Here is an 18556-nt window from a genome sequence, read left to right as displayed (position 1 = left end):
CGCCTCGGGCTCACCCTTCACGGTGAGCGGCATTCGCATGCCCGTTCGCCACTACGAAGAGTGTTCGAACAACAGCACAATGTGTAAAAGACTTCGAGCGTACTCCTGTTGCGGGGGCGATTTCAGATGCTTGCCGAAGAGGGCACGGCGATGATCCGGTCGGACTAAGCTCGCCCGAGGCGCACCGACTTGAGGTAATTCGCGCGCCTGTTCCCCTTGTGCGAAACAGATCCCGATCGTCCGTGAACCTTCCCTCCGCAAGACCCCCCGACACCCAGCCGACTCATCTCGGAAGGCATCCATGGTGAGTGTTCAGAAGCCTCCCGGCGGCCGTGAACGTCCCTGTGCGCGCGTGCTGTTGGCGCCGGCCATAGCGATGGCCGCAGCCGCCGGGGCCGCCGTCGCCCTGGTACCGCCCACGGCCCGGCTCGCCGTCGGCGTGTGCGGAACGCTGGCCGTTCTGCTGGTCCTCGGCGCGGCCGGGGAGGCCGTCCGGCGTGGCCGCCGCCTCCGCGAGACGCAGGCCGAACACGCCCGGCACGCCGCGTATCTGGAACAGCGGATCGCCGCCCACAACGCGCTGATCGACCGCATCACCACCGACATCCTGCCCACCGGTTTCTACCGGCTGCGCCGCGGCGAGGCGCTCCGGGACACCGTCAGCAACGTCTACGACGCGGACCCCGACCTGCGCGGCCTGCCCGAGGGCTACCGCGAACTGGTGCGCGTGGCCTGGCGCGGCGCCGACCACGAGATCTCGATGCGCGATGCCACGGAGCGCTCTTTCGTGAGCATCGCCCGCCGCGTCCAGGCCATCGTCCACCAGCAGGCCAAGGAGCTCCGCGAGATGGAGGAGGACCACGGCCGCAACCCCGAGGTCTTCGACGACCTGCTGCGCATCGACCACGGCACCTCGCTGATCGGCCGCCTCGCCGACACCATCTCGGTGCTCGGCGGCGGCCGGCCCGGCCGTCAGTGGCCCCTGCCGGTCTCCCTCTACAGCGTGTTGCGCGGTGCCATGTCCCGCATCCTGGAGTACCGCCGGATCGAACTCAGCTCCATCGTCAACATCAACATCAAGGGCACCGCGGTCGAACCGGTCCTCCACGCCGCCGCCGAACTCCTCGACAACGCCACCCGCTACTCGCCGCCCTCGACCAAGGTGCACGTCACCGCCTCCGAGGTGCAGTCCGGTGTCGTCATCGAGATCGAGGACGCGGGCGTCAGCCTCAGTGAGGAGTCCCGCGCCCGTATCGAGCAGGCCATCGAGGACGCCAAGAACAACGACGACGCCGACAACCTCGGTGAGAACCCGCGCCTCGGCCTCGCCGTCGTCGGGCGTCTCTGCAAGCAGTTCGACATGGAGGTCTCGCTGCGCTCCTCCGCCTACGGCGGCGTCCGCGCGATCCTCATCGTGCCGCGGGTGATGACGACCACCGAGCCCGGCGTAGGCGCCGCGCACGGCATCGGCGCCACCGGCATCCCCAAGCCCGAACTCGGCGCCGTCGAGGGCCCCAAGCGGCCGCCCAAGAAGCGCCGCCCCACCAGCCCCAAGATCCCCGCGGGCATCTCCATGGAGGACGACGTCCCGGAGGTCACCGAGTGGACCGCCGGCGGTCTGCCGCAGCGCCGCAGCCGGGTCAAGACCCCGATCGGCCAGCGGATCGCCGAGCAGGCCGCCATCGAGCGCGCCGAGCGCGAGGGCAGGCCGACCATCTGGTCCCAGAGGAGGCCGGAACCCGAGCCGGAGATCGATCCCGAGCGCAAGAAGCTCATGGACCGGCCGCCGGGCATGTGGATGGAGGCGTTCTGGGACGGCCTGCGCAAGGGCATGCCCGCGGACGCCACCGCCTCGGAACTGACCGACTTCACGCTCAACCCCACCAAGTACCTGCATCTGCTCAACGATTCGGCCGATCCCGGCGAGGGCGCCACCGAGGCCGACGACGAGGGGAACCCCAAGTGATCCAGCAGCGCGCGAACCTGGACTGGATGCTCAAGCAGCTGAACGACGGTGTGCCGGGTATCGAGATGATCGTGGTCCTCTCCGCCGACGGACTGCGCATCGCCCGCTACGGCGGCGACCCCGACGCCGCGGACCGGGTGGCCGCCGCCTGCGCGGGCGTCCAGAGCCTGGCCGGTGCCATCATCCAGGAGATCCCCGGCGCCGGTGACATGAAGGTCGTCGTCTTCGAGATCGACGGCGGTTACTTCTACCTCATGAACGCGGGCGCCAACGCCTACCTCGCCGTGCTCGCCGACGTGACCTGCGAACCCGGGCGGATGAGCGGCATGATGCGTGACCTCGTCGTCCGGATCGGAGCCCATCTGACCAGCCCACCCCGGCGCAACGGGCAGGCCGTATGACGCCTCCACGACGCAAACGGCGCCAGCCGCAGCCGGTGGCGCCCCCGCCGTCACCCCAGCCGGCCGGCGGCCAGGAACCGCCCAGGAATCCCGAGCGGCTGTACACCATCGCGGGATCAGCCGACGGCGCCCGCGCCGAACTCGACCTGGTGACCCTGGTGGTGGCGCGCTCCTCGCCGCAACCGTCCGCCTCGCCGGAGGAGGCGGCCGTGCTCCGGCTCTGCGTCGCCCCGCTGTCCGTGGCCGAAGTCTCGGCCTATCTCCAGCTGCCGTTCAGCGCGATGACCGTACTGATCACCGAGCTGATCGGGGCGGAGCTGGTGCAGGCGCGCGCCCCCATCGTCCGGCGGTCGGTCCCCGACCGCTCACTCCTCGAAGCGGTGATGCATGGACTTCAACGGCTCTGAGACGGTCCCCGGTCCGCGCACCGAGGACCATCTGCCGCACACGGCCCAGGCCGCGGTGAAGATCGTGATCGTGGGCGGCTTCGGTGTCGGCAAGACCACCATGGTCGGCTCCGTCAGCGACATCAGGCCGCTGACCACCGAGGAGACCATGACCCAGGCCGGTATCGGTGTGGACGACAACTACGGCTCCGACTCCAAGACGGCCACCACGGTGGCCATGGACTTCGGCCGGATCAGCGTCACCGACCAGTTGGTGCTCTACCTCTTCGGCACCCCCGGCCAGGAGCGCTTCTGGTTCCTGTGGAACGGCCTGTTCGAAGGCGCCCTCGGCGCGGTCGTGCTGGTCGACACCCGGCGCCTGGAGGTCAGCTTCGATGTGATGGGCCGGCTGGAGGAGCGCGGCGTGCCCTTCGTCGTCGCCGTCAACACCTTCCCGGACGCCCCCCGTTACCCGGTCGAGGACCTGCGTGCCGCGCTGGACCTGGCACCGGCCGTCCCGATCATCGACTGCGACGTGCGCCGCCGGGCCTCCAGCAAAGACGTGCTGATGACCCTCATGCGCTTCCTGCACTCCATCGCCCTCTCCGGCGCCCGCACCTGACCCGCTGCCCGACCGATCCCCCACCATCCGTTCCGGAGCGACACCGTGACGTCTGAATCCCCATCCCTGACCGGCACCGACCCCGCGTCCGGCCCGCCGCCGGGCTGCCCGGCGCACGGCCCCGGCCCCGGGGGGCCGCACCGGCTCTACGGGCCCGACGCCGAGGACCTCGGCAGCCTCTACGAGCGCCTGCGCGAACAGCACGGCCCGGTGGCCCCCGTGCTGCTCCCCGACGACGTACCGATGTGGGTGGTGCTCGGGCACGCCGAGAATCTGCAACTGGTGCGCAGTCCCTCGCAGTACACCCGGGACAGCCGCGTCTGGACCCCGCTGCTGGAGGGCACGGTCAAGCCCGACCACCCCCTCATGCCGCACATCGCGTGGCAGCCCATCTGCTCCCACGCCGAGGGGGACGAGCACCAGCGGCTGCGCGCGGCGGTCACCGCGGCCATGGCCACCATCGACCACCGCAGCGTCCGCCGCCACATCGGCCGCCACACCCAGGCCCTCGTCAACGGCTTCTGCGAGCGCGGCCGTGCCGACCTGGTCTCCCAGTTCGCCGAGCACCTGCCGATGGCCGTCATGTGCGAGATCCTCGGCATGCCCGAGGAGTACGACGACCGGATGGTGCAGGCCGCGCGGGACGCCCTCAAGGGCACCGAGACCGCCATCCAGAGCCATGGGTACGTCATGAGCGCGCTCAGCCGGCTCACCACCCGGCGCCGCGCCCTGCCCGAGGACGACTTCACCAGTCACCTCATCGCCCACCCGGCCGGACTCACCGACGACGAGGTCCGCGAACACCTGCGGCTCGTGCTCTTCGCGGCCTACGAGGCCACGGCGAACCTCCTCGCCAACGCGCTGCGCATGGTCCTGACCGAGCCGGGCTTCCGCGCCCAGCTCAACGGCGGCCAGATGACGGTGCCGGAGGCGATCGAGCAGTCACTGTGGGACGAGCCGCCGTTCAGCACCGTCTTCGCCTACTACGCCAAGCAGGACACCGAGCTGGGGGGCCGGCGCATCAGCAAGGGCGACGGGCTGCTGTTCGCTCCCGCGCCGGGCAATCTCGATCCGCGGATCCGCCCGGATCTGTCCGCCGGCATGCAGGGCAACCGGTCCCACCTCGCCTTCGGCGGCGGTCCGCACGAGTGCCCCGGCCAGGACATCGGCCGTGCCATCGCCGACGTCGGCGTCGACGCTCTGCTGACGCGGCTGTCCGACATCCAGCTGGACTGCGCGGAGGAGGAGCTGCGCTGGCGTTCGTCCATCGCCTCGCGGCACCTGGTGGCCCTGCCGGTGCGGTTCGAACCCAAGCCGCAGCAGGATGTGGAGATGCCGCCCCGGCCGGTGGCCGTCCCGCCGCAGCGCTCCGCCTGGCAGGTCGGCACGCTGAGCAGCGACCCGGCCCCGGCCGCCGCACCCCGGACGGCGCCCCCCGGCCCGCCCCGGACCCCGGCCCCGCTCCCCGCGCCCGCGGAACCGTCCCGCGCCCCGGGCGTCTGGCGCCGCCTGCTGGTCTGGTGGCGCGGCGAGTGACACACCGGCCTCCCGGGGCGGGCCCGCCCTCCCTGGCCCGGGACCGCCGGGTGACCTCGTGCTGAGGCCGGAAGGTGGCTCACGGCCATCCGGAGGACCGTCACGCGGGGCTCGCCCGGGGGTGCGTCCTGATGCCGGACGAGACAGCGGTCTGCGGGCGCGCTCCGCACTTGCCCCGCCCGGCGGGTGACCCTCGGCGCCGGGCGTCGGCCGCGACGTGAGCGGCCGCCATTCCTACGGGGCCGCGTACGCCTTCCTCCGCCCGGCTCAGGGCGCCAGCACGACCCTGCCGAAGACCTCCCCCGCGTCCATCGCGCGGTGGGCCGGCACCGCCTGGTCCAGAGGCAGCACCGCGTGCACGACCGTGCGCAGGTCCCCGTGCGCGGCATCGGCGAACTGGGAGGACCGTACGGCCTGCCGGTCGGGGCCGGGCACGGTGTCAGAGCTGAAAACGGTGAACGACAACGACCTGCGGAAGGCGTCCATCAGTCGCATGCCGAAGTCTGCCGGCGGCTGCCCACCGGCCACACCGACGGTCACATACCGTCCGTCGGGGTTCAACTTGTCCAGGAAAAGAGGAAGCCGGGGTCCTGCCACGACATCGATCACCACGTCGAAGCCCGCCGGCGCGTCCGGGCCGCCCTCGCCGCAGCGGTCGAGGACATGGGTCGCGCCCAGCTCCCGCAGGCGGGCGCCACGCTCCGCCGACGAGGTCGTGACCGCCACCGCGCCCGCGCCGTCCCTGGCCGCGAGCTGGACCGCCGTGATCCCGATGCTGCCCGCCGCACCGCGCACGAGCACCGTCTCACCGGGCGTGAGCCGGGCCCGGTCCAGGGCGAAATGGGCGACCACGCCGGAGCCGCCGAGAGTCACCGCGTCCGCGCCGGTCAGTCCGTCGGGCAGCGCGAGGACGTCCTCGACCGCGGCGACGGCCTGCTCGGCATACCCACCGGACAGGCCGGTGAACGCCCAGACCTTCCGTCCGATCCACGAGGCGTCCACGCCCTCTCCCACCGCGGTGACCCGTCCCGCGACCTCGCTGCCGAGGAGATGCCCCTCCCGGAAGCCGTAGGCGGCGAGGGTTCCCCGGCGGATCACGGCGTCCACGCCGCCCACCCCGATCGCCTCCGTCGCGATCCGCACCTGCCCCGGGGCGGGAACGGGCGCGGGCACATCGACGACCTCCAGGCCATCGGGGTCTCCGAACGTCCTGATCACGACGGCTCTCATCTCTGCTCCTCGGGTCGGTGGAGGGGACGCACCGCAGTCGCTGCGGCCGTGGGCGCCGAGCGGTCCCCACAGCCGGGGCATCACCGGCGGAGTGCCGGGACTTGAGGGCGGCACCGCCACCGGACCGTAACGAACGCCCCCGTCCGCTTGGCTAAAGTGAGAAACGATGCCCAGCCATTTGCCTCGGACCGTGCGCTCCGACGCCCGCGACAACCGGGCCCGCATCCTGGACGCCGCCCGCGCGGTGTTCGGCGAAGAGGGCCTGAGTGCGCCCATGCGAGAGATCGCACGGCATGCCGGCGTCGGCCCCGCCACGCTGTACCGGCACTTCCCGACCAAGCAGGCACTGATCGCGCAGACCTTCGCCGAGCAGCGCCGAGCCTGCCGTGCCGCCGTCCGCGACGCCCTCGCGGACCCGGACCCGTGGCACGGATTCCGGAGCCTGATCGAGCGGATCTGCGAACTCCACGCGCACAGCCGGGGATTCGCCGACGCCTTCATGGCGGCCTTCCCCGAGGCCATGGACTTCGCCGCCGACCGGGAGCAGACTCTGCGCGCGGTCGGTGAACTGGCCCGCCGCGCCCAGGAGACCGGCCGGCTGCGCCCCGGCTTCGTCGTCGACGACCTGATCCTCATGCTCATGGCCCACCAGGGCCTCCAGGGCACTCCGCGTGCCGTCCGGGCCACGGCCTCCCGCCGCTTCGCCGCGTACGTGATCGAGGCGTTCCGCGCACCGGAACCCGGAGCGCCTGCGCCGCTGCCGCCGGCACCGCGCCTGCGGCTGACGCACTCGCCCAGCACGCCGTGATCCGTCACCCGCACGTCCGTCCCGGCCGACGACCTTGCCGGACCCCTGTCTTCAGCCGGGCCGGAAAGGGCTCGCCGCGTCGCTGTCGGCTCCGGAGCGGCGCGGATGAACACCGGCTCGGGTGCGCCCGGTTGCTTGTTACCGAATGCGGACAGACCCTGATGAACGACGCCCGTCCCGGCGTCATCTCCTGGGGTGCAGCGAACAGTCGATGCGGCCGGACGCCCCGCGGGAGCAGGGGAGGTGCCGCGTCCTGACAGACCTGGGGGAGTTCTCATCATGACCACGCACCGCACCCGCCGTACCGCCCGTTCCGCCGCCCTGGCCGCCGTCACCGCCGCGCTGGCGCTGGGCCTGACGGCCTGCGGTGGCGCCGACGAGGGCTCGAAGGCGGCGGGCGGCGGTCACACCGCCGGTACCGCGCAGAGCCGGTCCTCGACCGACGGGGACGGCAAGGGCAGCGCGGAGCGGGCCGACAGCGGTGGTGGCCCCAAGGAGGGGGCGCGCCCGGCGACCCTCTCGGCCGGGACGGACAGGGTCGCGAGCAAGGTCGCGACGGCCGGCGCCCAGCAGTGCCGCGGAGACGAGATGCTGGTCACCGCGGTGCACCGGTTCGCCGGTCAGCAGGGCGACCACCTGCTGGTCACCGCGTCGAACGAGGGCACCGAGCCATGCTGGGTCACCTCGTACCCGGCCGTGAAGCTCGGTGGGGACGTCGACGGCGCCGCACTGCCGCACTCGAAGAAGGACAACCCGGGCGGCGACAAGCACATCACGCTCCGGCCCGGAGGCAAGGCATACAGCGCGGTGAACCTTTTCGACTACGGCTCGAAGCACCGCACGGCGCGGTCGTTCGCCATCGCGCTGCGCGGCGCGGACGGTCACATCGGCCCCTTCTACTCCGTCGGCACCAAGGGCCGGAAGCCGCGGTTCAGCTGGAACGAGGCGGACGTCCTGAACTGGAACACCCGCAAGCCGTACGACTTCTGACGGCCGATCGGCCAGGTCGCCGTCCGCCTGTGGAAGAGCGGCGGGGAGCCGATCCCGGTCCGCACCAGCGGGCCGCCCGAGATGGACGGCGCTCCCGGCGGCCTGTCGCCACCCGTTTCGACGAACGGGCCCACGTCCTCCACCGCACTGTCCCCACACAGTGATCCGCTTATGGCCCCGTCCATGAACCGCCGGGCAGAGCCTGGTCCCCGGCGGCCCACTCGTCGTACGACGTCCAGGCCCGGAGTACGCGTCCGGTGACGAACGTGTGCTCCGTGCCGGTGACCGGGTCGGTGAACTCCATCCTGCGCGCCAGCAGTTGCAGCGGGCGGCGGAAGTCGCCGGCCGGTACGGGGCCGCTCACCTCGGGGTAGAGCGGATCGCCGAGGACCGGCACGCCGAGGGCGCTCAGATGCACCCGCAGCTGGTGGGTCTGCCCGGTTGCCGGAAGGAGCCGGTAGCGGCCCAGCCCGTCCCGGTGGCCGGCGAGCTCCACCCGCGTCTCGGCGTTCGGTTCGCCCGCCACCTCCCGGGCGGCCGGCACCCCGCGCTCCTTCACGATCCTGCTGCGCACGGTGCGGGGCAGGACGAGCGCGGGATCGTACCGCGCGACCGCCTCGTACTCCTTGCGCACCAGCCGGTCCCGGAACAGCGTCTGGTAGGCGCCCCGCTCCGCGGGCCGCACGGTGAACAGCACCAGCCCCGCGGTGAGCCGGTCCAGGCGGTGCGCCGCCGTCAGCTGCGGGAGGTCCAGCTCGCGCCGGAGCCGGGCCAGCGCGGTCTCGGCGACATGCGAGCCGCGCGGGGTCGTGGCCAGGAAGTGCGGCTTGTCGGCCACCACGATGTGCTCGTCCCGGTGGACCACCTCCACCGGGAACGGCACCGGCACCTCCGCGGGCAGCTCGCGGTGGAACCACACGAACATCCCCGGTCGGTAGGGCGCCTCGGGGGACACGGGCCGTCCGTCGGCGCCGACCACCAGCCCCGCGTCGAACATCGAGGCGACGACCCCGGGCCCGGCGCCGGTGAGCCGCTCCACCAGGTGCTCCCGCACGGTCGCCCACGTCCCGTCCACGGGCAGCCGCACCCGTACGGGGTCGACACCGTGGCGCTGGGGGAGCGGGGCGGGCGGGGGCGGCGTACGGCGTCTCACCGGGTCAAGGTTAACGGCCGTCATCCGGGCGGCGGCCGTAAATGAGTGGGCCACCGGCCACAGGATCGGCAGGATGGGATCATGCCGTACCTCAGCAGCCCGGTCCTGTTCCCCGGCGCGCTCTCCCGCATCCCCCAGCCCGTTCTCGCGGCCGGTGACGGCCTGGTCCTGCGCCCCTGGCGGGCCGAGGACGCGCCCGCCGTGCACGCGGCCTTCCAGGATCCGCTGATGCACCAGTGGCACATCAGGTCCTCCGACTCGGCCGAGGAGGCCGCCGACTGGATCACGCGGTGGCGCAAGGGGTGGGAGGCCGAGCAGGACGCCCAGTGGGCCGTCGCGGACGAGATCACCGACGAGCTGCTGGGCCGGGTCGCGCTGCGCCAGATCCTGCTCGGGGACGGCGTCGCCGAGGTCGCGTACTGGACGGTGGCGCGGGCCCGCGGCCGGGGCGTCGCCCCGCGTGCCACGTCCGCGCTGGCCGACTGGGCCTTCGAGGAGATCGGGTTCCACCGCCTGGAGCTGACCCACGCCCTCGCCAACGAGGCGTCCTGCCGCGTCGCCGTCAAGGCCGGCTTCACCGTGGAGGGCACCAAGCGCAGCGCCCTGCTGCACCCGGACGGCTGGCACGACATGCACCTGCACGCACGCGTGCGGGGCGACGGCGCCTGACGGGGCCGGCGGCCCCGCCGCGCCTGCCGGTCCTGCTCAGGCCGCCGTCGCCGCGCCCTCCTGCTCGGCCTCGATGCGGGCGTTCCACTCCCGCTTGGAGGCCTGCCAGCCGTCCTCGTCGTGGCCGAGGCGCCAGTAACCGGAGATCGACAGATCCTCGCGCGGAAGCTCCCGTTCGACGCGGAGCAGCCGGCGCAGTTCCTTGACGAACCCCGCCTCCCCGTGCACGAACGCCTGCGGCCGGCCCTCGGGGAACCGGAGTCCCCGTACGGCCTCCAGCAGGGCCTCGCCGACCGGCCGGTCCCCGCGGTGCAGCCAGACGACCGGCACCTCGGTGTCGATCTTCTGCTCCTCCTCGGGCCCGGACACCTCGACGAAGGCGTGCGCACGGGTGCCGGCGGGCAGTGTCTCCATGGCGCGGGCGATGGCGGGCAGGGCGCTCTCGTCGCCGGCGAACAGATGCCAGCCGGCCTCGGGGTCGGGCGCGTAGGCGCCACCGGGGCCCATGAAACGCACGGTCTCGCCGGGACGCGCGCGGGCGGCCCAGGGCCCGGCCAGACCCTCGTCACCGTGGATCACGAAGTCGAGGGTCAGTTCCCGCTGTTCGGGGTTCCAGGCGCGCACCGTGTACGTCCGGGTCACCGGCCACTGCTCGCGCGGGAACTCGGCGCGGATCCGTTCCACGTCGAAGGGCTCCGGGTAGGTGACGCCGGGGGCGCCGAACAGCAGCTTCACATAGTGGTCGGTGCAGGTGTCCGCGGGGAATCCGGCGAGGCCCTCGCCGCCGAGCACCACCCGCTGCATGTGCGGGGTCAGTCGTTCGGTCCGCACCACCTGGGCGGTATGGGGCTTGCGCGGCTTTCGTCCGGGACGTTCTGCCATCACGGCCTCCTGCATATTGGTTAGGTAAACCTAAGTTAACACTCGCTCTCCGTGAACACCCCTTTCCCCGGGGCTCGGTGAAGGCCCTTTGCCGGAATATTCCAGTCAGGTCCCCGTCAAGGCCGCTCCGCCAGCGTGGTCAGCAGCCGCTGGAGGGAGCCGCCGAGTCCCCACCGCCGCGCCAGCTCCTCCAGGGCCGCCGGGTCACGCGGGGCGCGCGGCAGGACGGTGTCGACGTCCGGCAGCGGCACGTCGTCGGCCACCCGCACCACCTTCGGCGCGACCGCGACGTACGGCCGGGCCTCGGTGAGCCGCCTGCGCTGCGACGGCGTGAGCCGCGCCCGGGGATCGTCGACCGCCGCCATGATCCCGGCCAGGTCGCCGAACTCGGCGAGCAGCTTGGCGGCCGTCTTCTCGCCGATGCCCGCCACGCCCGGCAGGCCGTCGCTCGGGTCACCGCGCAGCAGCGCCAGATCCGCGTATCCCCGGCCGTCGACGCCGTACTTCTCGCGCAGCGCCGCCGCGTCGGTCAGCTGGAGCGTGCCGACGCCCTTCAGCGGGTACAGCACCCGGATCCCGCGCCCGTCGTCCACCAGCTGGTACAGATCCCGGTCGCCCGTGACGATGTCCACCGGCTCACCGGCACGGGCGGTGAACGTGCCGATCACGTCGTCGGCCTCGTACCCGGCGACCCCGACGCGCGCGATCCCGATCGCGTCCAGCACGTCCTCGATGACCGGCACCTGCGGGGCGAGCGTGTCGGGCACCTCCTCCTCGTCCGGCGCGTCCGCGCGCTCCGCGGCGACCCGGTGCGCTTTGTAGGTGGGGATGAGGTCGACCCGCCACTGCGGCCGCCAGTCGGCGTCCATGCAGGCCACGAGCCGCTCCGGCCGGTGGTCGCGGACCAGCCGGTCGATGAAGTCGAGCAGCCCGCGCACGGCGTTGACGGGTGTGCCGTCCGGCGCCCGCACGGAGTCCGGGACGCCGAAGTAGGCGCGGAAGTACAGCGAGGCGGTGTCGAGGAGCATGAGTCGTCCGGTCACGTTCGCATCATGCCGTACGGCACCGACGGCGACCCGGCTCCGGTGGTGCCCCCGCTCACGGAAAAGATCAGGACAATCACGGGCGGTGACGAGTGGTGGTCCGTGCGAGGGCGCGCGGCCCAGCTGGTCGGCGTGTTCCCGCGCCGCCGGGGCCGGATTCCCGGGTGGTCGCGGTGCCTGCGATGCTGGCGTGAAAGGTGAGGTCGGAGGGTCACCGGCATGTCAGGGATGTGACCGCACGTGAAACGGTTTGCCGAACATGCGTAGGGTGCAGAGAAGTCATCGGGAGAGGTGTGCCCCCGGGCGGGCACCCGGGCAGCGGCACGACGAGTGAGGGAGGGAGCCGGAGCGATGGGCGACCACAAAGAGCAGCAGCCCGTGCGGGTGGGCGCGGCCGTCCGGCGGCGCCGGCGCGTGCTGGAACTGACCCTCGCCGTCGTGGCCGAGCGCAGCGGCCTGTCGGTGCCGTTCCTCAGCCAGGTCGAGAACGACCGGGCCCGTCCGAGCCGTACCTCCCTGGAGAAGCTGGCCGACGCCCTGCGCACCACGGCCGTCGAACTCCTCGCCGCGGCCGATCCGGCGGCCAGCGTGGACGTGGTGCGGGCCGAGCAGGTCGCCGAGGGCGACTTCGACCCGCGGACCCGCTCCCTGGTGCGCGGACACCACCAGCTGCACGCCTCCGAGTTCACCGGCGACCACGACGCCGGCCGCGAGTTCCAGCACCGCAACGACGAATTGATGTACGTCGCCGACGGCGCCGTGGAGATCGAGGCCGAGGGACGGGCCTACCGCCTGGGGCGCGGCGACACCCTGTACCTGACCGGCGGCGTCCGGCACCGCTGGCGGGCCACGGTCCCGGACACCCGGGTCGTCGTGGTGGCGGTCGCCGAGCACATCGAGGCCGTCCAGGACCGGTCGCGTTAGGTGCGGGTCGTCTCGCTCGTCCCGTCGCTGACGGAGGCGGTCGCCGTCACGCTCCCCGGGGTGCTGGCCGGTGCCACGGACTGGTGCGACCGCCCGGCGGGCCTGGACGTCGCCCGGATCGGCGGTACAAAGAACCCGGACGTGGACCGGATCGTCTCCCTGGCCCCCGACCTGGTGATCGCCAACGAGGAGGAGAACCGCGCCCCCGACCTCGCCGCCCTGCGCGCGGCGGGGCTGGAGATGCTGGTCACCGAGGTGCGCACCGTGCCGCAGGCCCTCACCGAGCTGGACCGGGTGCTCACCGCGTGCGGCGCGTCCGGGCGGCCGGCCTGGCTGGCCGAGGCGGAGGCGGCCTGGGCGGCCCTGCCGGAGCCGGCGGAGCGCAGGACGGCGGTCGTACCGGTCTGGCGCCGCCCCTGGACGGTCCTCGGCCGGGACACCTTCGCCGGTGACGTCCTCACCCGCCTGGGTGTGGACCACGTGTACGCCGCCCACCCCGAGCGGTACCCCCGCGTCCCGCTGCACGAGCTGCGCGCGGCGGACCCGGACCTCGCCGTCCTTCCCGACGAGCCCTACCGCTTCACCGCCGACGACGGCCCGGAGGCCTTCCCCGGCCTGCCCTGCGCCCTGGTCAGCGGACGGCACCTGACCTGGTACGGGCCGTCGCTGGCGCGGGCGCCGGGGGTGCTGGCCGCGGCCCTGCGAGCAGCTCGCCGCTGAGCAGGCCGCGCACGGTGCCGCAGGCCGCCGCCAGCCAGGCCGCCACCAAGGCGGCGTACAGGCCGGCGGCCAGGACGCCGTACACGGCGAGGCCGGTGTGCCGGGCGAGGGCCGCCGCACCGGTCACGCAGGTGCCCACCGGGAAGGTGAACGCCCACCACGTCAGCGTGAACCCCATGCCGTCGCGCCGGGCCCGCACCACGAGCGCGACCGACAGCCCCAGCCACAGCAGCGCGAACCCCATGACCGGCACCCCGTACAGCACGGCGAAGACCGCGAGGCCACGGTCGTACGGGGCCGGGACGACCCCCGGCGCGGCGTCCGCGACCAGTGCCACGGCCGTGGTGGACTGCCCGAGCGGGCCGAGGACCAGGAACAGGGCCGGGGTGAGCGCGGGCGGCAGCGGCCCGGACGTGATCAGCCGGGCGAAGACCAGCGGCAGCGTCAGCAGTACGGCCAGCAGGCTCAGCCCGAACAGCGCGAAGCAGCCCAGCAGCAGGGTCTCGCGCGGCTGGCCCGGCGGCAGATGCGGCACGAGCAGCGGGCCGGCCGCGGCGGACACCATGGGCGCGACGAGCGGCAGCAGCCACACCGGCGTGGCTTCGGCGGCCCCGGGGCGGTGCCGTACGGCCATCAGGTACGGGACGGCCACGGCGGCCCCGAGCCCGGTCACCGTACCGGCGGTGAACAGCACGGTGTCCAGGGCGACCGCCGCGCGTGTGCCGATCAGCTCCCGCCCGGCCGTCAGGGCGCCGCCGCCCACCGCCAGCAGGGCCATCGCCGGACAGCCGTAGAAAGGAGCCGTCGCCGGGTCGAGGAGGTGGGCGCGGGCCTGGTCGCCATGGCGGGACCAGTGCAGCGCCCGGGCGGCCAGCAGGGCCACCAGCAGGAGCAGGGACAGCGCCCAGACGGCCGCGAAGACACCGTGCGGGCCGTGCGCGGGCCCGGGCAGCGCGACACCGGCCGAGCCGACGATCGCGGTGCCCATGACGCAGGCGTACCAGTTCGGGCCGAGATGCCGGAACCGGGCCGCGCGGGGCAGGGGCAGGGGCTGGGCTGCGGTGACCATGCGTCCACGGTGCCGTCACCCGCCGCCCCTGACCAGGGAGTTCCGTCCTATGAGGACATAAGCTGGTCTTATGAGTGAGGTGGAGGGGCGGCGGACACGCGCCGAATCGCTGGCGCACCGGGTGCCGGACCTGGGCGCGCTGGAGCTGCTGCTCGCCGTGGCGCGGCTGGGCAGTCTGGGAGCGGCGGCCCGCGAGGTCGGCATCACCCAGCCCGCCGCCAGCAGCCGGATCCGCTCCATGGAACGGCAGCTCGGGGTGGCCCTGGTCGACCGCTCACCGCGCGGCTCCCGGCTCACCGACGCGGGCGCCCTGGTGACCGACTGGGCCCGCCGGGTGGTGGAGGCGGCGGCGGCCTTCGACGCGGGGGCGCAGGCGCTGCGGGATCGCCGGGACTCACGCCTCAGGGTCGCGGCGAGCATGACCATCGCCGAGTACCTGCTGCCCGGCTGGCTCCTCGCCCTGCGCGCCCAGCGGCCCGACACGGCCGTCTCGCTGCTCGCCGGGAACTCCGCCAAGGTCGCGGAACTGCTGCTGGCCGGCGAGGCCGACCTGGGTTTCGTGGAGGGCCTGACGACGCCGGCGGGCCTGGACTCGGCGGTGATCGCCCACGACCGCCTGATCGTCGTCACGGCCCCCGGCCACCCGTGGGCCCGCCGCCGGCGCCCGCTGACCGCGGGGGAACTGGCCGCGACCCCGCTCATCCTCCGCGAGCGCGGCTCCGGCACCCGCCAGGTCCTGGACACGGCCCTCGGGGGCCTGGCCCGTCCGCTGATCGAACTGTCGTCGACCACGGCGGTGAAGGCGTCCGCGGTCAGCGGCGCGGGCCCCTCGGTCCTGAGCGAACTGGCGGTGGGGGAGGAACTGGCGACCCGGCGGCTGGTCGGCATCCCGGTCCAGGACATCTCCCTGCGCCGGGCCCTGCGAGCGGTGTGGCCCACAGGCCACCGCCCCACAGGACCGGCCCGAGACCTCCTCACCCTGACCAGAACCTGACCCACGCCGACGACCGACGGCCCGGCAACCCCCTAAGGGGCGCGGGGAACTGCACGACCGGCCACGACGACGCCGCACCCGCAAACCACCCGCACTCACGACGCCGCGCTCACGGCGCCGCACCGGCCACACATCCGCGCTCGCGACGCCGCACCGGCAAGCCACCCGCACTCACGACGCCGCCCCCACCAACCCCCGCATCACCCGCAGGTCCTCACCCATCTCCGGATGCCACTGCACCCCCAGCACCCAGCGACCCCCCTCCACCGGCAGTTCGACGGCCTCCACCGTCCCGTCCGCCGCGTAGGCCGACGGCACGAGACCGGCCCCGAGCCGCTCCACCGCCTGATGGTGGTACGCCGGCACGGTCAGCTCCTCCGGGACGATCCCGGCGTACAGCGTCCCCGGTACCGGCTTCACCGGGTGCCCGCCGAACACGCCGACCCGTTCCGCGTGCCCGTCCAGGTGCTGCACCAGCGTGCCGCCGAGGGCCACGTTCAGCAGCTGCATGCCCCGGCAGATGCCGAGCACCGGCACGCCCGCCGCCAGGGCCGCGCCGATCAGGGCCAGCTCCCAGGCGTCCCGCTCCGGCGCGGGCGGTCCCGTACGGGCCGAGCGCTCCGCGCCGTACCGCGACGGGTCGACGTCCGGCCCGCCCGCGATCACCAGCCCGTCGAGCCGGGCGACCGCGGCCGGCGCCCGCCCGGGTGTGTCCGGCGGCAGCATCACCGCCAGCCCTCCGGCCCGCTGCACGAGCCGGGGATACGCGGCCGGCAGCAGTGCCGCCTCCAGCTCCCAGACGCCCCAGCGGGCCCCGGCCTCCAGATACGTGCTCACACCGATCAGCGGTCGTACGGTCATGCCAGCCCTCCCACGCCGGGACGCCAGACGCTCACCCGTCAAAGGTCGATCCGCGTACCATCACACAACCGGCTCACGCCAGGAACCCCCGCAGCAGCGCCGCCGTCCCCGCGCAATGCTCCCGCGTCATCTCGCGCGCCCCGTCGGCGTCCCCGTCCAGCACCGCCTCCACCAGCGCGGTGTGCTGCCGCTGGGAGTGCTCCAGGTTGCGTACCAGCAGCGGGATGCAGTCCAGCAGGTCGTTCACCGTGGCCCGGACCGCCGCGTACTGCGCCGTCAGCGACGGCGAGCCGCACAGCTCGGTCAGGGTCAGGTGCAGCAGCGTGTCCGCCCGGCGGTAGTCCGCCAGGGGCGCGTCGCGGGTGCGGTCCAGCGCCGCCCGCAGCCGGTCCGCCTGCTCACCGGTCAGCCCGTGCGCCGCGCACAGCCCGGCGGCCCCCACCTCCAGCACCTCCCGGAACCGCAGCACGTCCTCGATGTCGGTCCCGGCGACGCGCCGCCGCAACGCGTCCTCGCCGCCCGCGTCCGTGCGGGGCAGCACGAACGTGCCGCCGTACCGCCCGCGCCGCGCCTCCACCAGCCCCTGGTCCTGGAGCACCTTCAGCACCTCGCGCAGCGTCACCCGGCTGATGCCCAGCCGCCCGGCCAGCTCCCGCTCGGCCGGCAGCCGCCCGCCGTCCGGCACCAGGCCGAGCCGGACGACCTGGAGGATCTGCTCGAGCGCCTCCTCGAAGCCGTTGCCCGCCCGCACCGGCCGCAGCACCGGAGCGAGCCGGTCGCCGGTGCCGGGCGCACCCGCCCCCTGCCGTTCCGTCTCCCGCGACACCCGCCGTGCCCCCTTCCCAAGCAATGGTTCTCAGCAATACCTTATGGTTCCCGGCCCGGCCGAAAAGCGCGATGGCGCCGAAGGAGGCTCTCCCGTGGCAGTCCGCACAGCCCCGCTCAGCGTCGAGGAACTGCACGCCCTCGTCGCGGGCGGCGAGATCGACACTGTCGTCCTGGCCTTCCCCGACATGCAAGGGCGCCTCCAGGGCAAGCGGTTCGCCGCCCGCTTCTTCCTCGACGAGGTCCTGCACCACGGCACCGAGGGCTGCGACTACCTGCTCGCCGTCGACACCGAGATGAACACCGTCGACGGCTACGCGATGTCCTCCTGGGAGCGCGGCTACGGCGATTTCGCCTTGCGCCCCGACCCGGCCACCCTGCGCCGCATCCCCTGGCACCCGGGCACCGCCCTGCTCCTCGCGGACCTCGCCTGGGAGGACGGCTCCCCGGTCGCCGCCGCCCCACGGCAGATCCTGCGCCGCCAGCTGGAGAAGCTCGCGGAACTGGGCTACACCGCCCAGGCGGGCACCGAGCTGGAGTTCATCGTCTTCCGGGACAGCTACGAGAGGGCCTGGGACGCCGGCTACCGCGGCCTGACCCCGGCCAACCAGTACAACATCGACTACTCCATCCTCGGCACCGGCCGCATCGAGCCCCTGCTGCGCCGCCTGCGCAACGACATGGCCGGCGCCGGCCTCACCGTGGAGTCCGCCAAGGGCGAGTGCAACCCCGGCCAGCACGAGATCGTCTTCCGCTACGACGAGGCCCTCGTCACCTGCGACCAGCACGCCCTGTACAAGACGGGCGCCAAGGAGATCGCCGCGCAGGAAGGGGTGTCGATCACCTTCATGGCGAAGTACAACGAGCGCGAGGGCAACTCCTGCCACATCCACCTCTCGCTCGCGGACGCCGAGGGGAACAACGCCATGGCCGGGCCGGACGGGATGTCCGAGGTGATGCGGTACTTCCTCGCCGGACAGCTCGCCGCCCTGCGCGACTTCTCGCTTCTCTACGCCCCCAACATCAACTCCTACAAGCGGTTCCAGCCGGGCTCCTTCGCCCCCACCGCGGTCGCCTGGGGGCACGACAACCGCACCTGCGCCCTGCGCGTGGTCGGCCGCGGCCGTTCCCTGCGCTTCGAGAACCGCCTGCCCGGTGGTGACGTCAACCCCCACCTCGCCGTCGCGGGGCTGGTCGCGGCCGGTCTGTACGGCATCGAGCAGAAGCTGGAACTCCCCGAACCGTGCGCCGGCAACGCCTACACCGCCGGCTTCGCGCACGTCCCCACCACCCTGCGCGAGGCCGCCGAACTCTGGGAGAACAGCCCGATCGCCCGGGCCGCCTTCGGCGACGAGGTCGTCGCCCACTACCGCAACATGGCGCGCGTGGAGCTGGCGGCCTTCGACGCCGCGGTCACCGACTGGGAGCTGCGCCGCTCCTTCGAACGCCTGTGAGCCGCCCCCGCACGCCAGTCACG

19 protein-coding genes are annotated in these 18556 nt (G+C 73.3%); 12 read left to right on the top strand and 7 right to left on the bottom strand.

The window, feature by feature from the left end; all coding sequences use genetic code 11:
• Positions 1-301: 301 nt before the first annotated feature.
• From ACGFT1_RS04360 to ACGFT1_RS04340, 5 genes are read left to right on the top strand one after another with little or no spacing between them, the layout of a single operon-like run.
• A complete protein-coding gene (locus ACGFT1_RS04360; RefSeq protein WP_373907476.1) occupies positions 302-1966 on the top strand; it encodes a sensor histidine kinase in 1665 nt (554 codons plus the stop codon).
• Positions 1963-2367 carry a roadblock/LC7 domain-containing protein gene (locus ACGFT1_RS04355; RefSeq protein WP_356821672.1) on the top strand — a complete coding sequence of 135 codons (405 nt, stop codon included), beginning with the start codon at positions 1963-1965 and terminating at the stop codon, positions 2365-2367. The genes ACGFT1_RS04360 and ACGFT1_RS04355 overlap by 4 nt, the downstream gene beginning before the upstream one ends.
• Entirely contained in the window at positions 2364-2774 is a 411-nt protein-coding gene (locus ACGFT1_RS04350) for a DUF742 domain-containing protein (protein ID WP_373907475.1), read from the top strand. Before ACGFT1_RS04355 ends, ACGFT1_RS04350 begins: the two co-directional genes overlap by 4 nt.
• Positions 2755-3375, top strand: a complete 621-nt coding sequence (locus tag ACGFT1_RS04345; RefSeq protein WP_373907474.1) for an ATP/GTP-binding protein — start codon at positions 2755-2757, stop codon at positions 3373-3375. Before ACGFT1_RS04350 ends, ACGFT1_RS04345 begins: the two co-directional genes overlap by 20 nt.
• Before the next feature lie 45 nt (positions 3376-3420).
• Positions 3421-4911 (top strand): cytochrome P450, encoded by a 1491-nt coding sequence (locus ACGFT1_RS04340; RefSeq protein WP_373907473.1) that lies wholly within the window; start codon positions 3421-3423, stop codon positions 4909-4911.
• A gap of 267 nt (positions 4912-5178) precedes the next feature.
• Here ACGFT1_RS04340 and ACGFT1_RS04335 read toward each other — a convergent pair whose 3' ends face one another.
• A complete protein-coding gene (locus ACGFT1_RS04335; protein WP_373907472.1) occupies positions 5179-6141 on the bottom strand; it encodes a zinc-dependent alcohol dehydrogenase family protein in 963 nt (320 codons plus the stop codon).
• Positions 6142-6307: 166 nt separating this feature from the next.
• Between ACGFT1_RS04335 and ACGFT1_RS04330 the strand changes: the two genes are divergently transcribed.
• Complete coding sequence (locus ACGFT1_RS04330) at positions 6308-6949, top strand: TetR/AcrR family transcriptional regulator (protein WP_373907471.1); 642 nt, start codon at positions 6308-6310, stop codon at positions 6947-6949.
• A 279-nt stretch (positions 6950-7228) separates the two neighbouring features.
• Positions 7229-7939: a DUF4232 domain-containing protein gene (locus ACGFT1_RS04325; RefSeq protein WP_373907470.1), complete on the top strand. Its 711-nt coding sequence runs from the start codon at positions 7229-7231 to the stop codon at positions 7937-7939.
• Positions 7940-8108: 169 nt separating this feature from the next.
• Here ACGFT1_RS04325 and ACGFT1_RS04320 read toward each other — a convergent pair whose 3' ends face one another.
• Positions 8109-9092: a pseudouridine synthase gene (locus tag ACGFT1_RS04320; protein ID WP_373907469.1), complete on the bottom strand. Its 984-nt coding sequence runs from the start codon at positions 9090-9092 to the stop codon at positions 8109-8111.
• An 81-nt stretch (positions 9093-9173) separates the two neighbouring features.
• Between ACGFT1_RS04320 and ACGFT1_RS04315 the strand changes: the two genes are divergently transcribed.
• Positions 9174-9761: a GNAT family N-acetyltransferase gene (locus tag ACGFT1_RS04315; protein WP_373907468.1), complete on the top strand. Its 588-nt coding sequence runs from the start codon at positions 9174-9176 to the stop codon at positions 9759-9761.
• Between the two features lie 36 nt (positions 9762-9797).
• Here the strand turns inward: ACGFT1_RS04315 and ACGFT1_RS04310 are convergent, their stop codons facing one another.
• A complete protein-coding gene (locus ACGFT1_RS04310; RefSeq protein ID WP_373907467.1) occupies positions 9798-10643 on the bottom strand; it encodes a siderophore-interacting protein in 846 nt (281 codons plus the stop codon).
• A 116-nt stretch (positions 10644-10759) separates the two neighbouring features.
• Entirely contained in the window at positions 10760-11686 is a 927-nt protein-coding gene (locus tag ACGFT1_RS04305; RefSeq protein WP_373907466.1) for a 5'-3' exonuclease H3TH domain-containing protein, read from the bottom strand.
• A 351-nt stretch (positions 11687-12037) separates the two neighbouring features.
• On the opposite strand from ACGFT1_RS04305, the gene ACGFT1_RS04300 reads away from it, so the two are divergent.
• Positions 12038-12610 carry a cupin domain-containing protein gene (locus ACGFT1_RS04300; RefSeq protein WP_356821650.1) on the top strand — a complete coding sequence of 191 codons (573 nt, stop codon included), beginning with the start codon at positions 12038-12040 and terminating at the stop codon, positions 12608-12610.
• Positions 12611-13330, top strand: a complete 720-nt coding sequence (locus tag ACGFT1_RS04295) for a helical backbone metal receptor (protein WP_373907465.1) — start codon at positions 12611-12613, stop codon at positions 13328-13330.
• On the opposite strand, the gene ACGFT1_RS04290 is transcribed toward ACGFT1_RS04295, so the two are convergent.
• On the bottom strand, positions 13242-14399 hold the full coding sequence (locus ACGFT1_RS04290) for a TDT family transporter (protein ID WP_373907464.1): 1158 nt from the start codon (positions 14397-14399) through the stop codon (positions 13242-13244). The two genes, ACGFT1_RS04295 and ACGFT1_RS04290, sit on opposite strands and share 89 nt — an antisense overlap.
• A 70-nt stretch (positions 14400-14469) precedes the next feature.
• Here ACGFT1_RS04290 and ACGFT1_RS04285 point away from each other — a divergent pair, with 70 nt between their 5' ends.
• Positions 14470-15393: a LysR family transcriptional regulator gene (locus tag ACGFT1_RS04285; RefSeq protein ID WP_373907463.1), complete on the top strand. Its 924-nt coding sequence runs from the start codon at positions 14470-14472 to the stop codon at positions 15391-15393.
• 171 nt (positions 15394-15564) lie between these two features.
• Here the strand turns inward: ACGFT1_RS04285 and ACGFT1_RS04280 are convergent, their stop codons facing one another.
• Both ACGFT1_RS04280 and ACGFT1_RS04275 read right to left on the bottom strand, forming a co-directional pair.
• A complete protein-coding gene (locus tag ACGFT1_RS04280; RefSeq protein ID WP_373907462.1) occupies positions 15565-16254 on the bottom strand; it encodes a gamma-glutamyl-gamma-aminobutyrate hydrolase family protein in 690 nt (229 codons plus the stop codon).
• Positions 16255-16327: 73 nt separating this feature from the next.
• On the bottom strand, positions 16328-17080 hold the full coding sequence (locus ACGFT1_RS04275; protein ID WP_373907461.1) for a FadR/GntR family transcriptional regulator: 753 nt from the start codon (positions 17078-17080) through the stop codon (positions 16328-16330).
• 94 nt (positions 17081-17174) lie between these two features.
• Here ACGFT1_RS04275 and ACGFT1_RS04270 point away from each other — a divergent pair, with 94 nt between their 5' ends.
• Positions 17175-18533, top strand: a complete 1359-nt coding sequence (locus ACGFT1_RS04270) for a glutamine synthetase family protein (RefSeq protein ID WP_373907460.1) — start codon at positions 17175-17177, stop codon at positions 18531-18533.
• Positions 18534-18556: the final 23 nt, after the last annotated feature.

Source organism: Streptomyces sp. Y20 (genome assembly GCF_043195475.1).
Classification (GTDB): Bacteria; Actinomycetota; Actinomycetes; order Streptomycetales; family Streptomycetaceae; genus Streptomyces.
This window is presented reverse-complemented; position numbering and strand designations above follow the sequence as displayed.